This is a genomic window from Celeribacter baekdonensis (assembly GCF_900102315.1).
Taxonomy (GTDB): Bacteria; Pseudomonadota; Alphaproteobacteria; order Rhodobacterales; family Rhodobacteraceae; genus Celeribacter; species Celeribacter baekdonensis.
This window is the reverse complement of sequence record NZ_FNBL01000012.1, coordinates 89,966-111,426: the sequence shown is the minus strand read 5'-3', so window position 1 is coordinate 111,426 and position 21,461 is coordinate 89,966. Positions and strand designations below refer to the sequence as shown.

27 protein-coding genes are annotated in these 21,461 nt (G+C 58.5%); 9 read left to right on the top strand and 18 right to left on the bottom strand.

Annotation, left to right across the window (positions count from 1 at the left end; all coding sequences use genetic code 11):
• Positions 1 to 2: 2 nt before the first annotated feature.
• The 10 genes from lnt to BLT54_RS17105 are packed head-to-tail and all read right to left on the bottom strand — an operon-like array spanning position 3 to position 7,461.
• Positions 3 to 1,580: an apolipoprotein N-acyltransferase gene (gene lnt, locus BLT54_RS17150; RefSeq protein ID WP_009573590.1), complete on the bottom strand. Its 1,578-nt coding sequence runs from the start codon at positions 1,578 to 1,580 to the stop codon at positions 3 to 5.
• Positions 1,547 to 2,005 carry a signal peptidase II gene (gene lspA, locus BLT54_RS17145; protein WP_009573591.1) on the bottom strand — a complete coding sequence of 153 codons (459 nt, stop codon included), beginning with the start codon at positions 2,003 to 2,005 and terminating at the stop codon, positions 1,547 to 1,549. The genes lnt and lspA overlap by 34 nt, the downstream gene beginning before the upstream one ends.
• A gap of 28 nt (positions 2,006 to 2,033) precedes the next feature.
• Positions 2,034 to 2,816: a ZIP family metal transporter gene (locus BLT54_RS17140; protein ID WP_009573592.1), complete on the bottom strand. Its 783-nt coding sequence runs from the start codon at positions 2,814 to 2,816 to the stop codon at positions 2,034 to 2,036.
• A 12-nt stretch (positions 2,817 to 2,828) separates the two neighbouring features.
• A complete protein-coding gene (locus BLT54_RS17135) occupies positions 2,829 to 3,284 on the bottom strand; it encodes a DUF411 domain-containing protein (RefSeq protein WP_009573593.1) in 456 nt (151 codons plus the stop codon).
• A 3-nt stretch (positions 3,285 to 3,287) separates the two neighbouring features.
• Positions 3,288 to 4,661: a M23 family metallopeptidase gene (locus BLT54_RS17130; protein ID WP_009573594.1), complete on the bottom strand. Its 1,374-nt coding sequence runs from the start codon at positions 4,659 to 4,661 to the stop codon at positions 3,288 to 3,290.
• Positions 4,658 to 5,284 (bottom strand): SCO family protein, encoded by a 627-nt coding sequence (locus tag BLT54_RS17125; RefSeq protein WP_009573595.1) that lies wholly within the window; start codon positions 5,282 to 5,284, stop codon positions 4,658 to 4,660. Before BLT54_RS17125 ends, BLT54_RS17130 begins: the two co-directional genes overlap by 4 nt.
• Positions 5,284 to 5,751: a copper chaperone PCu(A)C gene (locus tag BLT54_RS17120; protein WP_009573596.1), complete on the bottom strand. Its 468-nt coding sequence runs from the start codon at positions 5,749 to 5,751 to the stop codon at positions 5,284 to 5,286. Before BLT54_RS17120 ends, BLT54_RS17125 begins: the two co-directional genes overlap by 1 nt.
• A 23-nt stretch (positions 5,752 to 5,774) precedes the next feature.
• Entirely contained in the window at positions 5,775 to 6,434 is a 660-nt protein-coding gene (locus BLT54_RS17115) for a DsbA family protein (protein ID WP_009573597.1), read from the bottom strand.
• On the bottom strand, positions 6,431 to 6,853 hold the full coding sequence (locus tag BLT54_RS17110) for a disulfide bond formation protein B (RefSeq protein WP_009573598.1): 423 nt from the start codon (positions 6,851 to 6,853) through the stop codon (positions 6,431 to 6,433). Before BLT54_RS17110 ends, BLT54_RS17115 begins: the two co-directional genes overlap by 4 nt.
• Positions 6,854 to 6,858: 5 nt before the next feature.
• The gene (locus BLT54_RS17105; RefSeq protein ID WP_232616941.1) at positions 6,859 to 7,461 is read right to left on the bottom strand and encodes an SCO family protein; all 603 of its coding nucleotides are present in this window, start codon (positions 7,459 to 7,461) and stop codon (positions 6,859 to 6,861) included.
• Between the two features lie 171 nt (positions 7,462 to 7,632).
• Here BLT54_RS17105 and BLT54_RS17100 point away from each other — a divergent pair, with 171 nt between their 5' ends.
• The 5 genes from BLT54_RS17100 to BLT54_RS17080 all read left to right on the top strand — a co-directional run bounded on the left by BLT54_RS17100 (position 7,633) and on the right by BLT54_RS17080 (position 10,883).
• On the top strand, positions 7,633 to 8,061 hold the full coding sequence (locus tag BLT54_RS17100; RefSeq protein ID WP_013959865.1) for a MerR family transcriptional regulator: 429 nt from the start codon (positions 7,633 to 7,635) through the stop codon (positions 8,059 to 8,061).
• 103 nt (positions 8,062 to 8,164) lie between these two features.
• A complete protein-coding gene (locus BLT54_RS17095) occupies positions 8,165 to 8,743 on the top strand; it encodes a cation efflux transmembrane domain-containing protein (protein ID WP_009573601.1) in 579 nt (192 codons plus the stop codon).
• 95 nt (positions 8,744 to 8,838) lie between these two features.
• Entirely contained in the window at positions 8,839 to 9,594 is a 756-nt protein-coding gene (locus BLT54_RS17090) for a transglutaminase-like domain-containing protein (RefSeq protein WP_009573602.1), read from the top strand.
• Positions 9,584 to 10,549: a cation diffusion facilitator family transporter gene (locus BLT54_RS17085; RefSeq protein ID WP_009573603.1), complete on the top strand. Its 966-nt coding sequence runs from the start codon at positions 9,584 to 9,586 to the stop codon at positions 10,547 to 10,549. The genes BLT54_RS17090 and BLT54_RS17085 overlap by 11 nt, the downstream gene beginning before the upstream one ends.
• Positions 10,521 to 10,883: a SpoIIAA family protein gene (locus tag BLT54_RS17080; RefSeq protein ID WP_009573604.1), complete on the top strand. Its 363-nt coding sequence runs from the start codon at positions 10,521 to 10,523 to the stop codon at positions 10,881 to 10,883. Before BLT54_RS17085 ends, BLT54_RS17080 begins: the two co-directional genes overlap by 29 nt.
• A 270-nt stretch (positions 10,884 to 11,153) precedes the next feature.
• Here the strand turns inward: BLT54_RS17080 and BLT54_RS17075 are convergent, their stop codons facing one another.
• Positions 11,154 to 11,996: a hypothetical protein gene (locus BLT54_RS17075; RefSeq protein WP_009573605.1), complete on the bottom strand. Its 843-nt coding sequence runs from the start codon at positions 11,994 to 11,996 to the stop codon at positions 11,154 to 11,156.
• Positions 11,997 to 12,232: 236 nt separating this feature from the next.
• Positions 12,233 to 12,886 carry a hypothetical protein gene (locus BLT54_RS17070; protein ID WP_040402907.1) on the bottom strand — a complete coding sequence of 218 codons (654 nt, stop codon included), beginning with the start codon at positions 12,884 to 12,886 and terminating at the stop codon, positions 12,233 to 12,235.
• A gap of 473 nt (positions 12,887 to 13,359) precedes the next feature.
• Between BLT54_RS17070 and BLT54_RS17065 the strand changes: the two genes are divergently transcribed.
• The gene (locus tag BLT54_RS17065; RefSeq protein ID WP_009573607.1) at positions 13,360 to 13,602 is read left to right on the top strand and encodes a type II toxin-antitoxin system ParD family antitoxin; all 243 of its coding nucleotides are present in this window, start codon (positions 13,360 to 13,362) and stop codon (positions 13,600 to 13,602) included.
• Positions 13,603 to 13,607: 5 nt separating this feature from the next.
• The gene (locus BLT54_RS17060; protein WP_009573608.1) at positions 13,608 to 13,928 is read left to right on the top strand and encodes a type II toxin-antitoxin system RelE/ParE family toxin; all 321 of its coding nucleotides are present in this window, start codon (positions 13,608 to 13,610) and stop codon (positions 13,926 to 13,928) included.
• Between the two features lie 208 nt (positions 13,929 to 14,136).
• On the opposite strand, the gene BLT54_RS17055 is transcribed toward BLT54_RS17060, so the two are convergent.
• The 6 genes from BLT54_RS17055 to BLT54_RS22880 all read right to left on the bottom strand — a co-directional run bounded on the left by BLT54_RS17055 (position 14,137) and on the right by BLT54_RS22880 (position 19,187).
• Positions 14,137 to 15,459, bottom strand: coding sequence for an APC family permease (locus BLT54_RS17055; protein ID WP_009573609.1), 1,323 nt, complete (start codon positions 15,457 to 15,459; stop codon positions 14,137 to 14,139).
• Positions 15,452 to 16,144: a TVP38/TMEM64 family protein gene (locus BLT54_RS17050; protein ID WP_009573610.1), complete on the bottom strand. Its 693-nt coding sequence runs from the start codon at positions 16,142 to 16,144 to the stop codon at positions 15,452 to 15,454. The genes BLT54_RS17055 and BLT54_RS17050 overlap by 8 nt, the downstream gene beginning before the upstream one ends.
• Positions 16,141 to 17,589 (bottom strand): multicopper oxidase family protein, encoded by a 1,449-nt coding sequence (locus BLT54_RS17045; protein ID WP_009573611.1) that lies wholly within the window; start codon positions 17,587 to 17,589, stop codon positions 16,141 to 16,143. The genes BLT54_RS17050 and BLT54_RS17045 overlap by 4 nt, the downstream gene beginning before the upstream one ends.
• A gap of 15 nt (positions 17,590 to 17,604) precedes the next feature.
• The gene (locus BLT54_RS17040) at positions 17,605 to 18,066 is read right to left on the bottom strand and encodes a rhodanese-like domain-containing protein (protein ID WP_009573612.1); all 462 of its coding nucleotides are present in this window, start codon (positions 18,064 to 18,066) and stop codon (positions 17,605 to 17,607) included.
• 21 nt (positions 18,067 to 18,087) lie between these two features.
• A complete protein-coding gene (locus tag BLT54_RS17035) occupies positions 18,088 to 18,474 on the bottom strand; it encodes a DUF302 domain-containing protein (protein ID WP_009573613.1) in 387 nt (128 codons plus the stop codon).
• An 89-nt stretch (positions 18,475 to 18,563) separates the two neighbouring features.
• Positions 18,564 to 19,187: an EF-hand domain-containing protein gene (locus BLT54_RS22880; RefSeq protein WP_009573614.1), complete on the bottom strand. Its 624-nt coding sequence runs from the start codon at positions 19,185 to 19,187 to the stop codon at positions 18,564 to 18,566.
• Between the two features lie 168 nt (positions 19,188 to 19,355).
• Between BLT54_RS22880 and BLT54_RS17025 the strand changes: the two genes are divergently transcribed.
• Positions 19,356 to 20,078 carry a response regulator gene (locus tag BLT54_RS17025; RefSeq protein ID WP_009573615.1) on the top strand — a complete coding sequence of 241 codons (723 nt, stop codon included), beginning with the start codon at positions 19,356 to 19,358 and terminating at the stop codon, positions 20,076 to 20,078.
• On the top strand, positions 20,075 to 21,460 hold the full coding sequence (locus BLT54_RS17020) for an ATP-binding protein (RefSeq protein WP_009573616.1): 1,386 nt from the start codon (positions 20,075 to 20,077) through the stop codon (positions 21,458 to 21,460). Before BLT54_RS17025 ends, BLT54_RS17020 begins: the two co-directional genes overlap by 4 nt.
• Position 21,461: the final 1 nt, after the last annotated feature.

Sequence of the window (21,461 nt, the reverse complement as noted above, 5' to 3'; positions counted from 1 at the left end):
TCTCATGCGGCGGTAGTGAGCCGTCGCATTGGCGCCATTGCCCAGCTCCACGAAGCCAAGATGAGCGCCAACAGCATCCAGTCCCCGAAGCTCGCGTAGAGTGTCGGCGGTCGCGCGGAGGGCAGGCTAGCGTCGATGATGCCCGTTTCGCCGGTATCGAGCCGCGCAACGATCTCTCCGCTCGCGTCGATGACCGCAGAGATGCCCGTATTCGCGGCTCGGATGACTGGAAGGCCTTCCTCTACGGCGCGCATACGTGCGGAAGCCAGATGCTGCTCGGGTCCGATGCTGGTGCCAAACCAGGCATCGTTTGTCGCGTTGAAAATCCAGTCCGGCCGGAACAGGTCGTCGACCACATGCCCTGGGAAGATGATCTCATAGCAGATCGCCACGGCGACCAGCGGCACACCCGGAAGCGCAAGCGTTCTCGGGCCCGGTCCGGGCGTAAAATCGCCCAGACCCGCCGTGAGCCGCTCGATGGGCAACCAGCCGCGGAATGGCACATATTCGCCGAAGGGCACGAGATGGTGTTTCGCGTATCCGGTCAGGATCTCGCCGGTCTCGTCAAATGCCTGGACCGTGTTGAAATATCGGGTGCCATCCTCGCTCGGTACACGGTCCGGCACACCGGTAAGCAGCACTCTGCCGTCTGGTAGCGCTGCGGCAATGCGGGCCCGTGCCTCCGTATCCTCATCGAGGAAACCCGGAAAGGCGGTTTCCGGCCAGAGAAGAACGTCGAAATCGCCGCGCCGGGTTGAAAGCTCAAGATAACGCGCGAAGGTTGCCTCGCGGTTCTCGGGCGCCCATTTCTCCTCTTGGGGAACGTTGCCCTGGACGATGCGCAGCTCCACACCGGGTGGCTGTTCTGTATCCGACTGGAGGCGAAGTGTGCCGACGGCCCACATCGTCGCGATGCCGGCCAGCGCCATGAGCGAGATGGTCAGTCGTTGCCGCCCGGACGCCATGACAGCCGCGACGGGAAGTGCCGCGACGAACACGGTGAGAAAGCTTAGTCCATAGCTTCCGACCCAGGCGGCGGGCTGGCGCAACGCGGCGTAATCGACCAGAGCGTAGCTGGCGAGGATCCACGGAAAACCTGTCAGAACGTGACCTCGCAACCACTCGGCCACGGTCCAGAAGGTCGCGAACAGGAGGCAGGCCAGGAGATTGCCCAGGGCTCCGCGCCGCGCGATTTCGGCGAAGAGCACAGCGGCAATGGCTGGGAAAATCGCGAGACCTGCGGACAATCCCGCGACGGCCGGGATCGCCATCGCCCCAAACCGCTCGGCCTCGACGTAGAAACTCTCCGCGATCCATGAAATCCCGAAACCGAACTGGCCGAGTCCGAACGCCCAGCCGACGAGAAAAGCACGCCCGAAGGAGAGACCGCGAAGACCGACAAACAACGCGGAATAGGCAACGGGAACGAGTAGGAGAATCGAGAAAGGCGGGAAAGTCAGAACGGTCAGCGCCCCGGCGACGAAACCAAGCGTCACCCGCGAAAGAAAACGGTGGCGCAGAGCGATGCGGTTCAGAATTTCCGGCTTCACGACTTGATCGAACGCCGCGCGCTGATCCATGGCGCGGCGAGCAAGAGCCCCACGCCACTGACGACAAATACATCGGCCAAGTTGAAGGCAGGCCAATGTGTTGTGCCAATGTAGAAATCGAGAAAGTCTGTTACAGCCCGATACCGCACACGATCGATGACATTGCCCAGGGCTCCGCCAATGATCGCGCCATAGGCAAGTGTTTCGACCGCATTTTCGGCGCGAAACAGCATAACCCCTAGCCAAACACAGATGGCAAGAGCGAGAGCGATGAGGCTCCACCACGGCGCGCCGCCCAACATCCCGAAAGTCACGCCGTCATTACGATAAAAGACGAGGTTGAATCCCGGAAACACAGGAATCCCGGCGCTTAAAGTGACGGCATTCGCAACGACAATGGCTTTGGTGATCTGATCGATCGCGAACGCAGCAAGTGCTGCGAAGACGCCGATCATCGGAGATACCTTGTTTAGTGACATTGCCTCATCCCAACCAGACATCAAGGAACAGCATTAGAACGAGCCCGACTGCGAGACCGAGCGTCGCCCTGTTCTGATGGCCGCTGCGATGGGTTTCGGGGATGATTTCGTGGCTGATAACGTAGAGCATTGCGCCCGCGGCAAAGGCCAGACCCCATGGAAGCAGCGGTTCCGACAGTGTGATGATCCCGGCCCCGAGCAGGCCGCCAATCGGCTCGACCATGCCCGTCAGCGCCGCGATGCCCCAGGCGCGCAGCTTCGGATATCCCTCGCCCAGCAGAGATACAGCGACGGCCAATCCTTCGGGCGCATTCTGAAGCCCGATTCCGACAGCAAGAGGCAGACCGCCCTCCATACCTCCGGATCCGAAGCCGACCCCAACCGCAAGGCCTTCGGGGAAGTTGTGGATCGTGATTGCGATGATGAACAGCCAGACCCGCCGCAAAGACGCCGCTTCGGGCCCTTCGCGTCCTGTCTTGAAGTGCTCGTGCGGCAGCTTTTCGTTCATCAGGGCGACAGCCCCCATTCCCAGAAGGATCGAGACGCACACGATGGCCGCAGGCATCGCGCCGTTCTCGAACATTGGCTCTGCCGCATTCAATGCCGGGATGATCAGCGAAAAGAACGAGGCTGACAGCATGACACCGGCGGCGAAGCCGAGCGACAGATCGCGCGTGGCCCGGGACGGGATGCGCCCAAACAGCACGGGAACTGCTCCGACTGCCGTGAGCGAACCGGCGGCGAGACTTCCGAGAAAGCCAAGCATTATCGGAGACAGATTTTCCATGGGCGGGCCAGATTATCCTTCGGCGTAGCTCGAAAAGACTTCCGTCGACCCGTCCTTGCGGATGAGGAAGACATCATAGGCCTCGCGGTCGTCTTCTGGCCCCATGCCGGGCGAGCCATAGGGCATCCCCGGAACAGCGAGGCCGACGGCGTCCGGGCGCTCCTCGAGAAGGCGGCGGATGTCAGCGGCCGGTACATGGCCCTCGATCACGTAGCCGTCAATGAGCGCGGTGTGGCAGGAGACCATGCGCTGCGGCACGCCGTTGTCTAGCTTGAAGCGCACGAGAAGCCCGCCGAACATGTCCTGGCCGGTCGGCACAAACCCGTTCTCTTCGAGATGGTTCATCCAAGACAGGCAACAGCCGCAACCGTTCGTCTTGCGGACCTCGATCGCCGTTGCCTCTGCGAGAACCTGGGCCGCTGGTAACAGGGCGAGGGTGATTGCCAGAGCTTGGGTCATGCGTTTCATGGGTCAGAGCCTTTCGGTTGTCGTTTCGGCAATCTCGCTGCCGAGGTTTTCATTCAGAAGCGCGCGCGCCTCGGCCAGACGCGAGAGCGCGGCGGTATCATCCGCTTCGCTCTCGGCTGCTTCGGCGAGCCGGTCGTCAGTGAGGGGGTCAGTCGGGCGCCCATCCACGAGGACTTCGTAGTGCAGGTTCGGACCTGTCGCCGTGCCAGTCGCGCCGACGCGGCCGATCACATCTCCCGCCGCAACGCGTTGGCCTTGTGCCAGGTCTTCCGGCACGGCGCTCAGATGCGCGTAGCGCGTCATGGTGTCGGAGCCGTGCGAGATTTCGACCACACGGCCATAGCCACCGCGCCAGCCAATGAAACTAACCCGCCCCGGTGCCGTCGATTGAACCGGTGTCCCACGTGCCGCTGCAAAATCGACGCCGGTGTGCATCCGGACGTTGCCAAAGACCGGATGCGTGCGGCGCCCGAACACCGAGCTGAGGCGCGCACCCTCGACCGGCTGTGCGAAGACGCGCAGCACCTCGCCATCGACGTAGATCGTCGCCTGACCGCTGCCGTCGTCAGGCCATACGATCTCGTAGAGCGAACCGCCGATGTCCAGTGCGGCGAAGGCGAGTTCGGGCTGTCCGATCCTGTCCTCGCCGACCCGCGCCTCACGCCAGAGAAGCCTTAGTGTTTCGCCGCCGGCCATCTCGCGGCGGAAATCCACGGTCCCACCCAGCATCTGCGCAAGGTCCACGGAAAAACGGGCGGGTATGCCGGCTTCGTCGAGTGCCGCGAAGATCGAGCTGTCGATCACGGCTTCGCCGGCAAGGGTTACGATCTCCGGATCCGGAGCCACGACCTGTGTGGACAACTGCTCGCCGAAAACCACCTCGATCCGAACCCCGTCCTCGACGGCGACTGAGACGGTGCGGGGGCTGCCGTCCATGGTCGAAGCAACAGTGACCGAGTGCCCCGGCCGCAGCCGTCGCAGATCGTATTCCGCGCCAAGCGCGAGGGCAACTTCGGCTCTGTCAGGTGCCGCAAGACCGGCCTCTGACAGCAAGAAATCGAGCGTTTCGCCCGGAGCAATGTCGCGCGACCACGTCGACAGGGGTGGCTCGATCGCTTGCACCGGCCTGTCGGCAAACGCGGCCTGCAGAAGGGGCAGCGGGCTGAGGTCGGGTGCATCGTCTGCCCATGCCGCCGCGGGCAGCGTCACGGGGATGTCAACGTTCTGGGGGGCTTCAGGACCTTGGGGCATCCAGCTACCTGCCTGGGCAAGTTCCGGCGGCACGGGTTCTTTCGACATGGAATCAGAGATGGCGATAGCCGCTCCCGAAACCGTCCCCGCAATTGCGACACAAGCCGCCAAAGTTCTGAGCCTCATGTCGCCCCCTCCATTTCTTCTTCCAGCGCGCGGCGGATCTTCGGCACCGCGAATTCTTTGGGCTCGTGATAGTCGATCATGGTGACGAATCGCCCAGAGGCTGCGAACAGGAAGACGCTCGCGGTGTGGTTCATCGTGTAATCGCCGCTCTCCGCCGGTACTCGCTCGTAGGTGGCGCGGAAGCCGTCCGCGACGCGCGCTATCTGCTCTTCCGGTCCCGTCCAGCCGCGGATCGCCGGATGGAAGTAGCCGACATATTCGGCCATCGTTTCTACAGTGTCGCGCTCGGGATCGACCGTGATGAAAACCACGTTCATCTCGTCGGCCTCGTCTCCCAGATCGTCGAGCCATCCCGAAATGTCAGAAAGCGTGGTCGGGCAGACATCGGGACAGTAGGTGAAGCCGAAGAACGCCATCGTCGGGCGACCGATCAGGGTTTCCGGCCCGACCGCGTTGCCCTCATGATCCGTCAGACGGAAGTCCATCTCGGTAAGGGTCACAGGCCGCTGCCCGACAGGTGCGGGTGCACCGGGTCCGTCGACCCGCCACCAACCGACGAAGAGCATCAGGGCGACCGCCCCGACACCAGCCGCGCCGTACCCCAGGATCGCCCGTCGCTGCATCAGTCCTCTGGCCCCCGCGCGGCGATGCCGAGGATCGGAACCTCGACCGTCACTTCGCCTCCGTCGTCGAAAAGCAGTGTCAGCGGAAAAGTGTCCCCTTCCGTCATTGGTTCTTGCAGCCGCATCAGCATTGCGTGCAGGCCCCCCGGTTCGAGCGCGATGCTCTCGCCCGGGGCGATCGCGATCTCCCCCGCCGGGCTCATGGAACTCACACCTTCGGCATTTGTCTTCGTCTCGTGAATTTCGGGCATCATCGCGAGCGGTGTTGTAAGGCCGATCAGCGTCACCGGCTCGTCGCCAGTGTTGCGGATCGTCATGTAAGCGGCCCCGGGACGGTTCATCCCGATGGAGGCGCGGGACCACGCGTTCTCGACGACAACATCCTCGGGTCCGGCCAGCGCGGGCACTGAGAGCCCTCCTAGGGTCAAAAGCGCGGCCAGTGTGCCAGTCAAAATATACTTTTTCATCGTTCTGATCCTGCCCTTTCCATTCAGCTTTGCGCGGCAGCGACTTCGGCGGCCACCAGACGACGCAACTCTGCCTCCCCGAATGGATCGAGCGGCTTGCCGTTCACAAAGAATGTGGGCGTCTGGCGAATTCCCACGGCCTCGACGTCAGCACGATCTTGGTTAAGGATCGCCACGACACCGGGTGCCAGCATTTGCGTGCGGGCGGCCTCGGCATCGAGCCCGGCCGTGGCGGCGATCTGAAGGATCAGGCCGGGCTCCGGGGCACCGTGCGACGCCCATCTCGGCTGTTCCCGCAGAACGGCCTCGAGCACCGGCATGTAAACGTCCTGCATGCGCGCCGCCTCGAGCACGCGGATCGCTTCCTCGGATGCCGCGCCGTGGAAAGGCGTGTAGCGGATCACGACGCGGACAGCATCCCCATGCTCGGCCATGATGTCCTTCACGATGGGATGAAAGGCGCGACAGGCCTCGCAGGCCGGATCGAAGAATTCGACGATCGTGACGGGCGCATCCGCAGGCCCGAGGATGGGCGAGTAGGGGCGGATCATCGCCTCCGCAAGTTCCGGAGCAACGGGCTCCGCTTCGGCCACTGGGCCGGGGCGGTTTGCAAACCAGGTGGCTCCGCCGAAACCGGCGGCGCCGAGGGCAAGAACGGACAGGATCAGGCCGCGTCGATTCATGTTCGTGTGTCCTTTAATGAAAGGGCCGACAGCGCCCCGATCAGCGCGAAGGCGGCGAGCGCCATCAGCGGGATAGGGATGCCGAAGACCAGTTGGTTGTCATCGGTGCAAGAGGGGCCGGTGGCCGTGCAGGGCTGGACGCGTTCGGGAACAAGACCGACGTACAGCCCCATGTGCCAGAGGGCGATTGCGCCGCCGCCAAGCGCCAATGCGATGCCGTAGCGCCCCACGCGGCCGTCCCGCCACCAAAGGCCGAGCCCGAGGACAATGGCCAAGGGGAACATGAAGGCGCGCTGGAACCAGCACAGCACACAGGGCGTCTGCCCCAGCACCTCGCCGATGAAAAGCACGGCAAGCGAGGCGACGAGCGCGATGATCCACGCCAGCCCGAGGGCTGTTTCTCCGGACATACGGTTCATGTCGGTCAGATCCTCTCTTCCAGATTGGCGAGGATCTCTTCGGCGGAGGTGCCGTAGGGCCACGAGTCGGCGAAGCCCGCGTCGGGATCGAAGAGGAACAGATGCGACGTGTGGCCCATCGTGTAACCATCCGGCGCCGCAGCCTCTTCGACGCGTTCGAAGAAGATCGGAAAGGTCTCGGATGTGGCGGCGATCTGTTCCGGCGTGTCGGTCAGCCCGATGATGCCCGCATCGAACAGCGGGACGTATTCGGCGAGTGCTGCGGGCGTGTCTCGTTCAGGGTCGATTGTTATGAAAATCGGCTGGACCTTGGCGGCATCGTCGCCCAGACCGTCCATCACCGCCGCGACCTCGGATAGGGTCGTCGGGCAGACGTCGGGGCAGTTGGTAAAGCCGAAAAAAACCAGCATCCAGCGCCCCGCAAAGTCCTCCTCGGTTCGAACCATACCCTGGTGGTCCGTCAGTTCGAACTCAGCGAAAAAAGGCGGTTCGGCGTCGGTTCGGGCGCTATCGGCACGATAATCGGACCATAGCAAAAGCCATACGAAGGCAAGCGCTGCCACGCCTGCCAAAACCCAAAGAAACTTCTGTGCCGATGTAAGGGACAATCCTGTTCGCCTGATTTTGATTCTTATTGCTTGTGCGGATACATCCTCTAGCTGCTAGAGGTTCAAGCACGAAATCATGGTATAGCTTGAACTCACGCGTCTGTGAATCCGACACTTGTCTATTCCGACGGCAAAACCTACACAAACTGTATCTTTTTCATGGAGGCGAAAATGCTCACGATCGGTACTCTGTCAAAGAAGACTGGCACAAAAGTGCAGACCATCCGGTACTACGAACAGATCGGACTCATGCCCGAACCTGGCAGGACCGAAGGCGGACAGAGGCGCTACGACAATGCACAGCTTGATCGACTGTCCTTCATCCGCCACTCGCGGCAACTCGGCTTCTCGCTCGATGCGATCCGCGAGCTGCTCGACCTCAGCGACCATCCCAATCGGCCCTGTGATGAAGCTGATGCCATCGCGCGTCGCCAGCTCAAACAGGTGGAGCAGCGCATGGCCCGCCTGAAGGCGCTGCGCACGGAACTGAAACGCATGGTTCACGAATGCAGCGGCGGGCGGACGGGAGATTGCAAGGTGCTTGAGGTGTTGCGGGACCATTCGGAATGCTTGACCGAACACGAGGAAATCGGGGCCTGAAGGAATTCAGCCAACATTCCGGCTGGAACGCAGATCAGCCGCAGAAGTTAATGTGTCGTACAACACAAGCTGGAACCACAAAATGGCCGCTAGACAAGATTCAATGGAGAGACGGACGCTTTGGATCGTTCTGGCGCTCAATATCGGTTTGGCCGTGGCCTTTTTCGCAACAGGCGCCTTCGGCGACTCAAGTGCCCTGATCGCCAACGGGCTCGATAACCTCTCCGACAGCTTCGTCTACGCGATCAGCCTTTTCGCTTTGTCCCGATCCGCCAAATGGAAACGCGGGGCGGCGAACGTTTCCGGCGGGCTGCTGATCCTGTTCGCTGCAGGCATCCTCTACGATGCGTGGCGCCGCTACATCGGTGGGTCAGATCCGCTCGGGACGATCATGATTGCAATGGCCCTGATCGCGGCGGCTATCAACGCAGTCTGCGTTTGGCTGCTCGCTAAGCTCAAAAATCCAAACGTCAATATCCGCGCGGCCAACACCTTCAGTTACAACGATTTCGCCGCGAACCTCGGGATCGTCGTGGCCGGTGGCCTCGTCGCTTGGCTAGGAACCAACTGGCCGGACCTTGTCGTCGGTGTGATCGTCGCCGGGATCGCGGCCTGGGGCGGTATCGACATCCTGCGCGACGCACACGGCGAACACCACAAAGCGGTTCACACGGACAAATAGTTGCGGGAGATTCTTTCTGAAAGAAAGGATTGAAGCTATAGTGACTATAGCAATTAGTCTTGTTCCAAGACGATTCGAGGAGCGACCCGTTGCAGATGACCGACCCCCTACTTGTACCCACCAAACTACTGGATTTTGATGCCGCGCCTCTTGCGCGTCTAATTGAGAACCGCAGCTGGCGCGGCTTATCCGAATACGATCGGATCGGAGCTGCCTATGATTTCGTTCGGAATGAAATCGCGTTCGGATACAATCGAGCTGACGACATCCCCGCATCCGAAGTGCTTTCCGACGGCTATGGGCAGTGCAATACCAAAGGCACGCTCTTGATGGCGCTGCTGCGTGGTGTCGGCATTCGTTGCCGGTTGCATGGGTTTACGATCCACAAAGGCTTGCAGCGCGGTGTTGTCCCTGAGCTGGTGTATCCGCTTGCTCCGCAGGAAATTCTCCACTCATGGGTCGAGATCGAATTTCAAGGTGCCTGGATCAACCTTGAAGGCTTCATCCTGGATGACGCTTTCCTCGATGTCCTGCAAACGTCATTCTCGGACACAGAAAGTCTCTGCGGTTATGGCGCGGGCACGGATTGCCTTGGCGCGCCTCCCGTCGCCTGGAACGGAGAAGATACCTACATTCAGAAAACCGGCATTGTGCAAGATTTTGGCGTGTACGATACGCCGGACGCCTTCTATTTGTCCCATGAGCAATCCTTTGGGTGGCTGCGTGGTGCCCTTTACCGTCATATCATCCGCCACTGGATGAATGCGCGCGTACGTGGTTTCCGCAGCGGCCGCCTCAAGACTGACCGACGCGCGACACACGCGCATGAGGAGCCTGCCAATGCCGCATGATCATGGGCACGCGCATATCGAACCGGATTCTGGCGATCGGCGGGTTGCCATCGCGATCTGGGCGAACGGGCTTCTTACCGTTGCGCAGATCGTCGGGGGCATATTCTCGGGTAGTTTGGCACTGATCGCCGATGCGCTGCACAACTTTTCCGATATGGCCTCGCTTGTCATTGCCTTCGCCGCACGCAAGATCGCGCGCCGCCCGGCCGATGAGCGCATGACCTTCGGCTATGGTCGGGTCGAAATCGTCGCGGCCCTGATCAACTACACCACCCTCATCGTGATCGGCTTCTATCTGATCTACGAAGGTGGCATGCGCATGATTGATCCACCCGAAGTCATGGGGTGGACCGTCGTCATTCTCGGTGGAATCGCGCTTGTGGTCGACACGCTGACCGCAATGCTGACCTATTCGATGCAGAAGGGGAGCGTGAACATCCGCGCGCTTTTCCTGCATAACCTGTCGGACGCGCTTGCTTCGGTCGCGGTTATCGTCGCTGGGTCGATGATCATCCTTTACGACATGCGTTTGGTCGATCCTACCATCACCATCGGCATCGCGATCTACATCCTGTATCTGTCTTTCACTGAAATAGGCGGCCCAATCCGAACCCTGATGCTCGGGAGCCCGCCGGACATCGACAACGAGGCCGTCGTCGAAGCGATGCGGAAAGTCGAAGGCGTCGCCGACGTCCACCACGTCCATCTCTGGCAAATGCAAGAGCACGAGGCTGCGCTCGACTGCCATGTCGTCGTGGCAGCCGAAGGGTGGTCGAAGATTGAAGAGATCAAGAGCGCGATCAAGAAGCGGCTGAAGGAAGAATTCGGCATCAGCCATTCCAGCCTCGAATTCGAGCACGAGGATCGCGCTCATCAGAACGCCGATCTCTACTGTCACGGCAACGCAAGTGAAAAGGAGAAGACCAATGTTCAAGGAAACGCTGACCGAGCGTGATGATGTCATCGGGCTCGTCTGCGAAGGCAAGTTGACGGAGACAGAATTCAAGCAAATGCACGCGCTGCTTCATGAGCGTCTTGGAACAACCGATAATCCGGGTCTGGTTCTCGACCTTACAAGTTTCGAGGGCTACGAAGAGCCTTCGGCGATGCTGGAAGATCTGAAGGTCGACACCGCCCACGTGAACGATTTCGGTCGCATAGCGGTTGTCGGAGAACGCAGATGGATGGAATGGGGCGCACGGGTGGTCAACCTACTGACGGGCTCCGAGATGCAGTGGTTCGAATCCAGCGATACCGAGTCCGCAATTGCGTGGGCGCGTGACGGGTAGCCAGCGATTCTGCAAGAAAAGGATTCTGGCCTGGAAATTGACATCACATCAGATGCTTCACGATTAATGGAGGATCGGAACGATCTAAATGTAGTCAGCAACATTTGTCTGCTCGGATGAAAAAATCCGATGAAGTTTGATGTCGACTTTAGGCTGCAAAATAAGTCCCTACGCGCTGAATTCTTCGAAATTTAACATAAACTTCATTATCTGCCGATTTTCTGTACGCGGGGGCAGAGCCTTCCCGGATCCAAAGCTTGGCAGGTGAATCTACCTGGATATCTCCCCTGCCAGCACCGCTCGTCCGTGCACCGCCAACGTCGCTGAAAACCTCTGGCACCCAAACTCGTGGATCACATCGAGTACACGCGCTTCGTAGGCAGTGTATCCGATCAAGCGACACAAGTCGGACGCGTGGAACTGGCGGTTCGAAGTTGGTGCGGCTTGCATCTGTCTCAGCAATTCGCGCTCTTTGGGGTCCGTTATTGGTCTCGCGGGCGGCTTGACCGCGGGACGAGTTGGAGTTCCCGACGAATTTCGCCACCGGCGCATGAAGCCAAGCAGGAAGCCGGCCGGCACCCTGCCGTTGCCTCGGGACCGATTGAAGGCGAGGAAGCGATCCCAGATGACCTGGGTGTCGATGTTCCAGCAGGGCAACGTGGCCTTCGCTGCTTTGATGAGCTCTGCCCAACTGGTCTGAAAAACGTTCGAACTCGCGGTGATGTCGATCAGTCCTGAGAAGATAGTTTTGTTATTATTATCTCTAGATAGTGATGTGTCACCTTCACCTGACACGAGATCATGGGTTTCACTCTCCTCGTCGAAGGCGGAAAACCGAAAGATCCAGGGCGCGAACTTTCCATTCGGCTTTGCCCGCTCGAGCTGCAACTTCGACGTCTCAAGTTCGCTCAATAGAACCGAAAGATATTGTCGTGAAACACCCATCTTCTCCGCCAGGGCCGAGAGGGTGAAGGCTGCCGTTCCGCGCGACAAACCGTTGTAGCCATCCTTCCAGGCGATGGCATCGAGGATGAGGGTAGCAAGCTTGTGCGCAGCAACAGAGAGATTTGTCTGTGTGATCCGTCGCAGGATCAGGCCGGTCGTAGATTCCATGGTCGAGGTCTCCTTGGAGAACCGACGCCATGTCGTGAGACAACAACATTCTTGCCAGCAAAACAACTTTGCTGGTTGCGGGTGTTTTAGCGGTGCGCTAGGAAACTCTTGTTCACGGAGTTTTCTAGCACGGCGTCAGGCTTCACGGTCTGGCGTCGTCTCCTTTTCGGGGGTTTTGCACAGCCTTCCGTGCGGGGTTGTCAGGACGCGCGCGGTAATACCGCGCGCAGATTTTGTCAGTAGCGAACCTCTTCAGAGCCATAGTTCCCGGCGTGATCACGCCAGTCGACGAAGACGGAACGGTAAAAGTAGCTGCCGCATCCATTCGGGATGCTCAGGCCGGATGCGGCTGGCACCTGGCCCACGGTGGATCTTGTCCATCGGTAGTCGCCCTGCACGCCGTAGGACCCCAATCGCGTCGAGTCGCTGCGATTGCAGTCGCCATCTCGGTTTTCGTGCTGGCGATACTGGATGTGATAGACCCGTATGCTGCGCACGAAATCAAAGGCGTCGCCCGAAATGTCGATGTCAGCTTGCTCATCTGCTTGGACGCGAACAAGGGGTTTCGAAGTCGATTCCTGCGGTTCGGGCGGATCGCGGAACGTGGTGTCATAAAGGCGTTCCATAGGCGACATCGGGCTGGGATCGTTGAACGACACACCCATCGGACACCGCCAGATTTGTAAGGGCGGCTCGATCGGCCATGGTGTGATCCGCCGAATGAAGACCGCTCTGGCATGCGCGCAGGGCGCGGAGGCAGGCCAGCCGCCCGCAAGGCAGAGGAGGATTGCACAGTCCACCTGATAGGCCTGAGCCGGACCTGACGAGGCCATTAGTCCGGATATGGTTAGTGCCGTGGCTGTTGCCACGCTGTGGATCACGTGCTTCATGATGCCGACTCCATCTATAATGGTGCAGCGATACGAAACAACATTAATGATAGCAAGGAGATTTGATTGATGGTTGCTTGCGACTGTTCGCTTGTGTCGCTTGACCGCTTCCAAGATCTGACGCCGGTTCTGGCTGCTTCTGCGTCTTGAAAGTGGCCAAAATTGCGGACCCCTTTCATGTTAGCTGCTAAACAAACGTCTGTTACAAAGGGGAAATTGGGTGTTCCAATGTGGCCGCGAAAGTGGTCACGGAAGGACAGATCGAATGAGCCCTCCAAACCGCGTGGCGCAGCGCTCCTGGCCTCGGGAAGGGCTGTATCGGGAAACTGCCCGGCCCGGCTCTCCGCATGGAATCCGGGAGCAGAAGGGCGGGAGCAGCCAGCGAGCCGATTTGGGGCCCAAGTTGGGATCGAGCATGAGCTTGAATATCTATGTCAGTATCTGATACGATTGAGCATGGATAGGAGAGTCTGATGCCAAACGTCCACCTGACCGAACCGATGCAGAAATATGTGCAGGCGCAGATCGAGTCCGGCGCCTACGCCAATCTGAGCGAAGTCGTGCGCGCCGGCGTAAGGATGCTGATGGAGAAGGATGGCGCCCGGCAGTTCTATGCCCTCAAGGCCGACCTAGAGGAAGCAGCCTCCCTGGCCGAAAATGGGGATTTCGCCGAGTTCGATGCTCATGCCTTCGAACCGGATGCATTTGATCGCTGACCCATATGATTATTCGACTTTCCGGTCGGGCCAGGGCCGACCTTGAAGAGATCCGTGCCTACACCGTCGAAACTTGGGGTAGGGACCAATGGCTCGTCTATTACCGCCAGTTGGTCAACGCCTTCGAGCAGATCACCGGGGATCCCGACCGGGGTCGGGACAGGAGTCTCTTCGTTCCGGGGTTGCGGTCCGTCAACTGCCAACGTCACGTGATCTTCTACAAGCGGCTAGATGCGGCGGATGGGGCGGCAGTCATCCTGCGCATCGTGCATCAGCGCCGCAACATGCCCGCGCTCGTCTACTACGAGGATCTCGACGGCGGTTAAGCCCTTGCGTTTCCTCATTTCAATGGCTCGACCAGTCTTCCATAGTCTTCACTGACCTCGTGAAACGCGCGTTGGCGCCCGCCATCGAGGCAACGAAAGTAGTCCTACACATCGGCAAAGTGGGTCTCAAAATCGCTCAAACCCGACCAATTTGAATGTTGGAAGCGCTAAGAATTACTGCTTCGATACCTGGTCATCACGCGAGCACTCAATGCCCATTGTGATCATGTTGATGTGGCTCGGTTTTTGTGCGCTGAAGAAACCAATGCTCAAAGATCAATACACAAGCCATGATCGCGAATGCGACCACTACAATCATTGGATCGCTCTGCCACTTTAGTGAAGCGAATACGGCAAGCACGATCGCGTCGAGACCGATTGCAGTCAACATGATCCATCCATGCGCAGAAAGCTCGGCCCTAAGGTTTCGGTACACTCCCCAGTGAATAACCATATCCATTACAAGGTAAAAGAAGGCCCCCATCGACGCTATTCGGCTAACGTCGAAGAGAATGGTCAGCAGGCTCGCAATCACTACTGTGTAGATCAGTGTATGGTCGCGGACTCCGCCTGACATCCCAAAATGACTGTGCGGGATCAATTTCATCTCTGTCAGCATTGCCAACATACGAGATACCGCAAAGATGCTGGCAATCACGCCTGATGCAGTTGCGATCAAAGCGAGCGCGACGGTCAGATAGAAGCCCGTTTCCCCAAGGGACGGTGCTGCCGCTTCCGCGAGCGCATAGTCTTTTGCTTCGACGATCTTGCCAAGCGGCAAGCTGCTTCCCACCGCAAATGCTACCAAGAGATACACCACTACGCAGACCGCCAATGAAATGATGATCGCGCGTCCGATGTTGCGGTGTGGGTCCACTATCTCGGCGCCGCTGTTGGTGATTGTCGTGAACCCTTTGAATGCCAGAATTGCCAACGCTGTGGCACCAACAAATCCGCTGAGACCCTGTGAAGCTGTTCCATCTCCTGTTGTGCCAAAAGTAAACCCGCCGGCCCAAAGCGCAGAGATCCCAAACAGAGTGATACCGCCAACCTTCAGTACCGCGAGCAACTGGGAAATCCAGCCTACAGAGCGGTTGCCCGAGATGTTGACGACATAGGCTGCGATAATGAGAGCAACGCCTATTGCCGGAACCAGTAAGCCATCTGGTGCAATGCCCAGTCCACGGAGCAAATAGTTTGCGAAGGTCCGTGCGACTAGGCTTTCGTTAATGACCATTGACAGAGCCATAAGCAAAGCCGCTGCAGCGGCTACGGCGGTTGGTCCATAGGCCTTTTGCAGGATCATTCCAATTCCGCCAGCTGACGGGTAGGCATTGGACATTCTTATGTAAGTGTAAGCGCTGAAGGCTGTAACGATGGCTCCAACGATGAACACAAGTGGAAAGGTAGGGCCGGCCAGTTCCGCAATTTGGCCTGTGAGTGCCAGAATTCCGGCGCCAATCATGACACCAGTCCCCATGGCGACGGCATCCCAAAGAGAAATGCTGCCCGCTTTATAGTCGCTATTCATCGTCGATCTGCTTTCTATTTTTGAGGGTCAAAAAGACAAAAGGCAGTGCTGTCACAACCCCAAGTCCTATCGTGATCCATTCAGCCGTTCCCCAATCCCCTGACATGGCCACAGCTCCAAAATGGGCAAGAACAAAACTCGCCGGCAAAATCCCGGCAAAAGTTGCCAGCATGAAGCGCCATAGATGAAGTTGGCTCAAGCCCGCAACATAGCTGATTGCATCGAAAGAAACGAATGGAAGCAGGCGGGACGCAAACACTGATAACATCAGAGCCTTTTGCGACCCCAACAGCCCGAACTCTGAATACTTACCCAAAAAACGCCGAACTGTGCTTCGACCGAGTTTTCGCGCGAAGACAAATGCGATTGTAGCACCGAGCTCCGAGCCTATGGCTACGTAGGCGGCTCCGAGATAGTGACCAAATGCAGCCCCGGCGGCAAGTGCGATTGGTGCGCTCGGTATGGGGCTTGCGACAATCGCGAGGGCCATGAGTGCAATAACCGCGAGGGGGCCAACGGCTCCGGCATTTTCAATATGGCGCTGCACTTCAGCCTGTGAAAAGGCGACCCCAAGATTGCTCAGAGAAACCGTGCCCGAAAAAAAACCGAAAGCTGCAAGAGACAGAACTGTTGCTATCGCCAAACAACCAATCAGGCGACCATATCCCCATGCTTGCACGATCATGTGACCGTGAACTGCGCCATCATTCCTCCATCTTCGTGTTCAAGGATGTGACAGTGATACATGAAGGGATTGGCGCGATCTGCCGTCTGCTCAAAGCTGACCAGGATATCGACTCGGCCATTTACGAGCACGGTATCCTTCCAGCCAGAATTTTGTATGCTTGGTTTCTTTCCGTTTTCGGCGAGCACCTGAAACCTCACGCCATGAACATGAAACGGGTGCATCATCATGTTTGAGGAGACTTGCCAAATCTCGGTCGCCCCCTTCGAAAGAGACAAGTCTATCCTCCCCATGTCGAAGGACTGCCCATTGATCGCAAACCGATCATTCGACCTACGCATCATCATGCCCATCCCCATTGGCATATCGAGTGTGATCTGACGTGTATTGACTGATCGGGCCTCACCGTCAGGCAGGACGCCGCCCAAGTCGGCGGGTATTTCCAGAATGCGGGCAGGAAGTCTCGCATCCACACCAAAGGGTACAACTACGAAGCTCCCCCCAGCAGTGCTCGCGCCGCCCATCATCCCACCCATCATCTGATTGGGATTTGCAGAGGATACCAGCGTGCCAGCCTCTCCTCCCGAAAAATCGACGAGGACTTCGTATCGTTCGCCGGGAGCGATCACGAGGGACTCAATGGCGACAGGTTGATTGAGATAGCCACTGTCCGTCGCGATGAGGTGCATCTCGCGACGGTCAGAAAACGATAGGGGATAAATCCTCGCGTTCGAGCCGTTGAGCAAGCGCAAACGGACAATACCGCGAGGGACGACAGCCTGGGTGCCTAGCTGACCGTTAACAAGAATGACATTGCCCATGAAACCCATCATCTGATCTGGCATAGACAGGCCATAATCGATGCGGCCCTGCCGGTCGAACCGGCGGTCTTGCAGAACCAAGGTCAAATCATCGACGCCGTATGAGATCGGGAGACCCCGAGCATCGTCCCGACCGTCATCAACGTGGATCACACCGGCCAATCCCCTTTGAACTTGTCGTCCGGTGTCACCATGAACGTGCGAGTGGTACCAAAGAGTAGCGGGTGGTTGTGTCAGATCCAGTTCGGGAAACCAAGTCGTGCCCGGTTCAATGGTCTGGTGTGGGCCGCCGTCAACTTCGCCGGGTATCAGCATACCGTGCCAGTGCACCGAGATTTTCTCTGACAGCGTATTGTCGATCTGTGCTTGCGTCGAAGCTCCTGCGGGAAGACGTAGCGTAGGCCCCAAAAAGGATTGGTTGAACCCCCAGGTCTCACCGCCGCCCAGTCCTGTAAAATCGGTCTTGCCCTTTTGGGCAGTCAGACGGAAATGCCGATCGCGGGTTGCGTCGAGCAATGGTGGCATAGCCAACGCCCTGACACTCCCCTGTGCGATGGCCGCCAGCGGACCTGTGGCGAACGGCAGGCCAGCCAAGCCGGCGATGAAGGCTCTACGATTTGTCATGGTATAGCTTGTGTCTCACGCTAGCTCACTTGGGAGGGCGGCCAGTGCGGCTTCTCTTGTTACTGTCGGCAGACCTTGCTCGATCCAGCCGGATCTCCCCGGGGCGCCAAGCATCCCGCCTACGGCGTCAACAAAGCCGGCAGCTTTCGCTTCACGCAACTTGCTCATTACGAGACCTGAGCGATGGCCGGTCCGACAAATCAGGGCGACCGGGCGTCCCGCAGCAAGATCGCGGGCGTCGAAGAGGCGCTCCCCGAACCGCGGATGGGTCATGTCGATTGGCCACGCCCCCTCCGCGACGCCGGTATCTTGCCATTCCTCGGGTCTGCGGATGTCCACAAGCCTTGCCAAATCGCTTTTCAGCGCATCATGGAGAGTATCGAGCGCCCATACGTCATGGTTGTCAGCCCAAGCTGGCGAATAGGCAAGCAAGGTGCTCGATGCGAACAGGCCAAAAGTTTGACGGCGGCTCAGCATGGTCTGCCTCCTCAGTTTAGTTTATGCATTATCAACCGCAGATCGCAGCATATCGCGCACCTGCGCGGCGACTTCGTGCAGCTTCTCATTCTCGACAGCGGCCATCGAAGCCACTGGATCAACAGCGCTGATTTCAGTGCCGTTTTCGACCGTCCGCAAGATCACATTGCAAGGCAGCATCGATCCTATACGGGGCTCCAGCCCAATGGCCTCCCATGCCATATGAGGGTTGCACGCACCCAGAATGCGGTATCCATCCATGTCGCGGTCAATCTTTTTCTTCATTGTTGCCTGTACGTCGATTTCGGTCAGTACACCAAATCCCTTTTCTTTCAGGGCTTCGCGCAGGCGCATCTCCGCATCATCAATCGCCGTATTGGGCAGATGTCTGTTGTAGGTATAACTCATTTTGAGCCCTCTCGATCTTGTTCAGGCAAACCCAAAGCACCGAACCGTTGACGGGCTTACCTGAATGGGGAATTTCTGAACGACGGGGTTCAGTTGTCTTCGTCCGTCATCATTCCGGGATTTGCGGCCATACCCTGTGCCATGTTGTCGGCAGGGGCGACCATTTCGCCTTGAGAAATCTGGCCGTCGCCATCAGCATCAAGCATCTGGAAACGATCGACCATGGTCTCGCGCATCGCCTTGGCGTGAAGCGACGCGAATTCGTCAATCGAGAGCGTGCCATTACCGTCGGCGTCATAGTCCGACAGCATCGACTGAAGGCCCTCATGCGCCTCTTCGGGAGACACCGCGCCGTTTCCATCCATATCGAACATTGACATCATGTTGCCCCCCATCATCGGGAACATACCTTGACCGGTTGTGCTTGGTCCCATCATGCTGCCGTTTCCGCTCATCATGCCCGAATGCATTTGCATCATCATGCGCATCATGCCGTGCATCATCTGAAGATGCTCGGCCATCTGACTGGGATCCATCATGCCGCCACCCATCATCATTCCGGGCCCGCCCGTCCCTGCCATCGGTTGAGCAAGTACATTGGGAGAGACGCTTTCACCGCCCGCAGCTTGGTGATGGCTGTCATCGGCGAGCGCAGCACCTGCTGTGAGAACGGCAACCAGAAGACCGGTAGAAACTTTTGTTGAGTAGGACATTTTGAAGCCTTTCCTTCTTTTGACCTCATACAACTTGGCATCAAACATTTGAATGTAAGGACGTACACCCGTGGATTTGTATCCGTCTGTCGCAATGGACAGGGGCTGATACAATTGGCGACAAAAAGGAACCTGACCGTCTGATTTCCAATGCTTTAGAAGGGCCCCATGCAACACGCGCCACATATTCTCGTCGTGGATGACCATGAACAGATCCGGAAAAGTGTAACCCGCTATCTGGAAAAGAATGGCATGCGAGCAACCGCTGCCAAGGATGCGGCGGAGATGGACGCGAAGCTGGCTGTCGGAAGCTTCGACCTACTGGTCCTGGATATCATGATGCCTGGCGAGGATGGCCTTTCCGTTTGCCAACGTCTGTCAAGCGAAGGGCGACTGCCGATCATCATGTTAACCGCGCTCGGTGAAGATGCGGACCGTATTGTCGGTTTGGAGATCGGTGCGGACGATTATCTTCCCAAGCCGTTTAATCCACGCGAACTCCTTGCGAGGATCAAAGCCGTCCTGCGAAGAAGCGAGCACAAAGAGGCCTTCACCGGATCTCTGAGCGGCCGCAAAGTCCGCTTTGCACACCTTACCTTGGATGTAGACCGGCAGGTGCTTCTCGACGACGCGGGACAAGAGACCGCTCTTACGGTCGCAGAATTCAAACTGCTGACGGTCCTTCTGGAGCGCCCTCGGATGGTGTTGAGCCGCGATCAGTTGCTAGATCTTTCTCAGGGCATTTCCGCTGGTCCGTTGGACAGGAAAATTGACAACCAGATTTCGCGCCTTCGGCGAAAGCTCGAGCCCGACATTCTCCGTCCACGTATTATCAAGACGATCAGAAGCGGCGGCTACTGCCTGTCGGTCGACGTCGAGGTGTCCGAATGATCTGGCGGCTCCTACGATCTCTCCGGGTCCAACTCGTTCTTCTCATCATTATCGCGTTGGGGATCGCACAGTTTGTCAGCCTGTGGCTCTTCGCCGATGAACGAAGCCTCGCCATACGGGCTGCTCTTGGGTTTGAGGCAGCTGGACGAGCGGCAAATGTTGCGCGCTTGATTGAAGAGGCACCCGCTGACCTGCGCCCATCAATTATCCGCGCGGCGAACTCGCCCCTTGTTCGCTTTGACCTCGGGACGAAGCCGCTTGTGCAACATAGCGACCATTCGGATGGCGGGTTGGTTGAAACCCGCGTCCGCGCACTCCTGAACGACAGCTACAGTCGCGACATTCGTGTGGAGCTTCACCAGATCCAAGGCGCGATCCTGCCGCTACCGAACCTTTCGCACGAAATGACCGAGATGCACTTGGCCATGATGCGAGGTGAACTGTCCGCAATCGAGATGAACCTTTCAATTTCGATCGCCGGCGGCCAGTGGTTGAACGTAAGTACGCGCTTTGAGCGTCCGCCGATCCAGTGGCCGCTTTATTCCATGCTGACATTTGGTCTGACGGCAATGGCCCTGTTGGTCGCAGTGAGCTGGTTTGTCATGACCGGACTGCTGGGCCCTCTGCGGCGATTGGCCTGGGCGTCGGAACGATTGGGGCGTGGAGAAGACATAGACGCGTTGCCAGAACGGGGACCCCAGGAGGTTCGGGAGCTGACCGCTGGTTTCAACCGTATGCAGGACAGGCTGACACGGTTCGTTGCCGACAGAACGAGGGTTCTGGCGGCCCTTGGACATGATCTTCGATCTCCGCTCACCGCAATGAGAGTACATTCAGAAATGGTAGAGGAAGACGAAACCCGAGAGAGTCTCGTCGCAACCGTCGAAGAAATGCAGTCGATGGTGGAAGCAACCCTTACCTTCGCGAAAGGTCTCTCAGGGAACGAACCAATGCAGGATGTTGACCTGCAATCGTTCCTAGAAGCTCTGCGGGGGGATATGGTCGTACCGTTTGTGCTCTCTGACGGCCCCGAAGTCACGGTTCGATTGCGCCCCAATGCCATTCGACGCGCATTGCGAAACGTGATCGAGAACGCGGTGCGCTACGGCGGGTCCGCAACCCTGGGCTGGATATCAGCCGAGGGGGAAATAGAAATTTCCGTCACTGACAGAGGGCCGGGGATTCCAACCGCAGAATTGGAACGCATATTTGACCCATTCTTCAGGCTTGAAGAAAGCCGATCTCTGGAAACCGGCGGGCATGGGCTGGGCCTGTCGATCGCAAGGTCCATTCTTCGTGCGCAGGGTGGGGAGATCAGTCTGGCGAACCACCCGGACGGGGGGCTTATCGCGACAATTCGATTGCCAGTTGCTGAAACATGAA

Excerpts from the sequence above, each read along its gene's own strand:
- BLT54_RS17140 (WP_009573592.1), bottom strand. The coding sequence starts at position 2,816 with ATGGAAAATCTGTCTCCGATAATGCTTGGCTTTCTCGGAAGTCTCGCC.
- BLT54_RS17080 (WP_009573604.1), top strand. The coding sequence starts at position 10,521 with ATGTTCAAGGAAACGCTGACCGAGCGTGATGATGTCATCGGGCTCGTC.
- BLT54_RS17110 (WP_009573598.1), bottom strand. The coding sequence starts at position 6,853 with ATGAACCGTATGTCCGGAGAAACAGCCCTCGGGCTGGCGTGGATCATC.
- BLT54_RS17125 (WP_009573595.1), bottom strand. The coding sequence starts at position 5,284 with ATGCAGCGACGGGCGATCCTGGGGTACGGCGCGGCTGGTGTCGGGGCG.
- BLT54_RS17020 (WP_009573616.1), top strand. The coding sequence starts at position 20,075 with ATGATCTGGCGGCTCCTACGATCTCTCCGGGTCCAACTCGTTCTTCTC.
- BLT54_RS17045 (WP_009573611.1), bottom strand. The coding sequence starts at position 17,589 with ATGACAAATCGTAGAGCCTTCATCGCCGGCTTGGCTGGCCTGCCGTTC.
- BLT54_RS17100 (WP_013959865.1), top strand. The coding sequence starts at position 7,633 with ATGCTCACGATCGGTACTCTGTCAAAGAAGACTGGCACAAAAGTGCAG.
- BLT54_RS17115 (WP_009573597.1), bottom strand. The coding sequence starts at position 6,434 with ATGAATCGACGCGGCCTGATCCTGTCCGTTCTTGCCCTCGGCGCCGCC.
- BLT54_RS17090 (WP_009573602.1), top strand. The coding sequence starts at position 8,839 with ATGACCGACCCCCTACTTGTACCCACCAAACTACTGGATTTTGATGCC.
- BLT54_RS22880 (WP_009573614.1), bottom strand. The coding sequence starts at position 19,187 with ATGTCCTACTCAACAAAAGTTTCTACCGGTCTTCTGGTTGCCGTTCTC.
- BLT54_RS17035 (WP_009573613.1), bottom strand. The coding sequence starts at position 18,474 with ATGAGTTATACCTACAACAGACATCTGCCCAATACGGCGATTGATGAT.
- BLT54_RS17050 (WP_009573610.1), bottom strand. The coding sequence starts at position 16,144 with ATGATCGTGCAAGCATGGGGATATGGTCGCCTGATTGGTTGTTTGGCG.
- lspA (WP_009573591.1), bottom strand. The coding sequence starts at position 2,005 with ATGATCGGCGTCTTCGCAGCACTTGCTGCGTTCGCGATCGATCAGATC.
- BLT54_RS17075 (WP_009573605.1), bottom strand. The coding sequence starts at position 11,996 with ATGGAATCTACGACCGGCCTGATCCTGCGACGGATCACACAGACAAAT.
- BLT54_RS17135 (WP_009573593.1), bottom strand. The coding sequence starts at position 3,284 with ATGAAACGCATGACCCAAGCTCTGGCAATCACCCTCGCCCTGTTACCA.
- BLT54_RS17085 (WP_009573603.1), top strand. The coding sequence starts at position 9,584 with ATGCCGCATGATCATGGGCACGCGCATATCGAACCGGATTCTGGCGAT.
- BLT54_RS17055 (WP_009573609.1), bottom strand. The coding sequence starts at position 15,459 with ATGAATAGCGACTATAAAGCGGGCAGCATTTCTCTTTGGGATGCCGTC.
- BLT54_RS17120 (WP_009573596.1), bottom strand. The coding sequence starts at position 5,751 with ATGAAAAAGTATATTTTGACTGGCACACTGGCCGCGCTTTTGACCCTA.
- BLT54_RS17095 (WP_009573601.1), top strand. The coding sequence starts at position 8,165 with ATGGAGAGACGGACGCTTTGGATCGTTCTGGCGCTCAATATCGGTTTG.
- BLT54_RS17070 (WP_040402907.1), bottom strand. The coding sequence starts at position 12,886 with ATGAAGCACGTGATCCACAGCGTGGCAACAGCCACGGCACTAACCATA.
- BLT54_RS17040 (WP_009573612.1), bottom strand. The coding sequence starts at position 18,066 with ATGCTGAGCCGCCGTCAAACTTTTGGCCTGTTCGCATCGAGCACCTTG.
- BLT54_RS17065 (WP_009573607.1), top strand. The coding sequence starts at position 13,360 with ATGCCAAACGTCCACCTGACCGAACCGATGCAGAAATATGTGCAGGCG.
- lnt (WP_009573590.1), bottom strand. The coding sequence starts at position 1,580 with ATGGATCAGCGCGCGGCGTTCGATCAAGTCGTGAAGCCGGAAATTCTG.
- BLT54_RS17060 (WP_009573608.1), top strand. The coding sequence starts at position 13,608 with ATGATTATTCGACTTTCCGGTCGGGCCAGGGCCGACCTTGAAGAGATC.
- BLT54_RS17025 (WP_009573615.1), top strand. The coding sequence starts at position 19,356 with ATGCAACACGCGCCACATATTCTCGTCGTGGATGACCATGAACAGATC.
- BLT54_RS17130 (WP_009573594.1), bottom strand. The coding sequence starts at position 4,661 with ATGAGGCTCAGAACTTTGGCGGCTTGTGTCGCAATTGCGGGGACGGTT.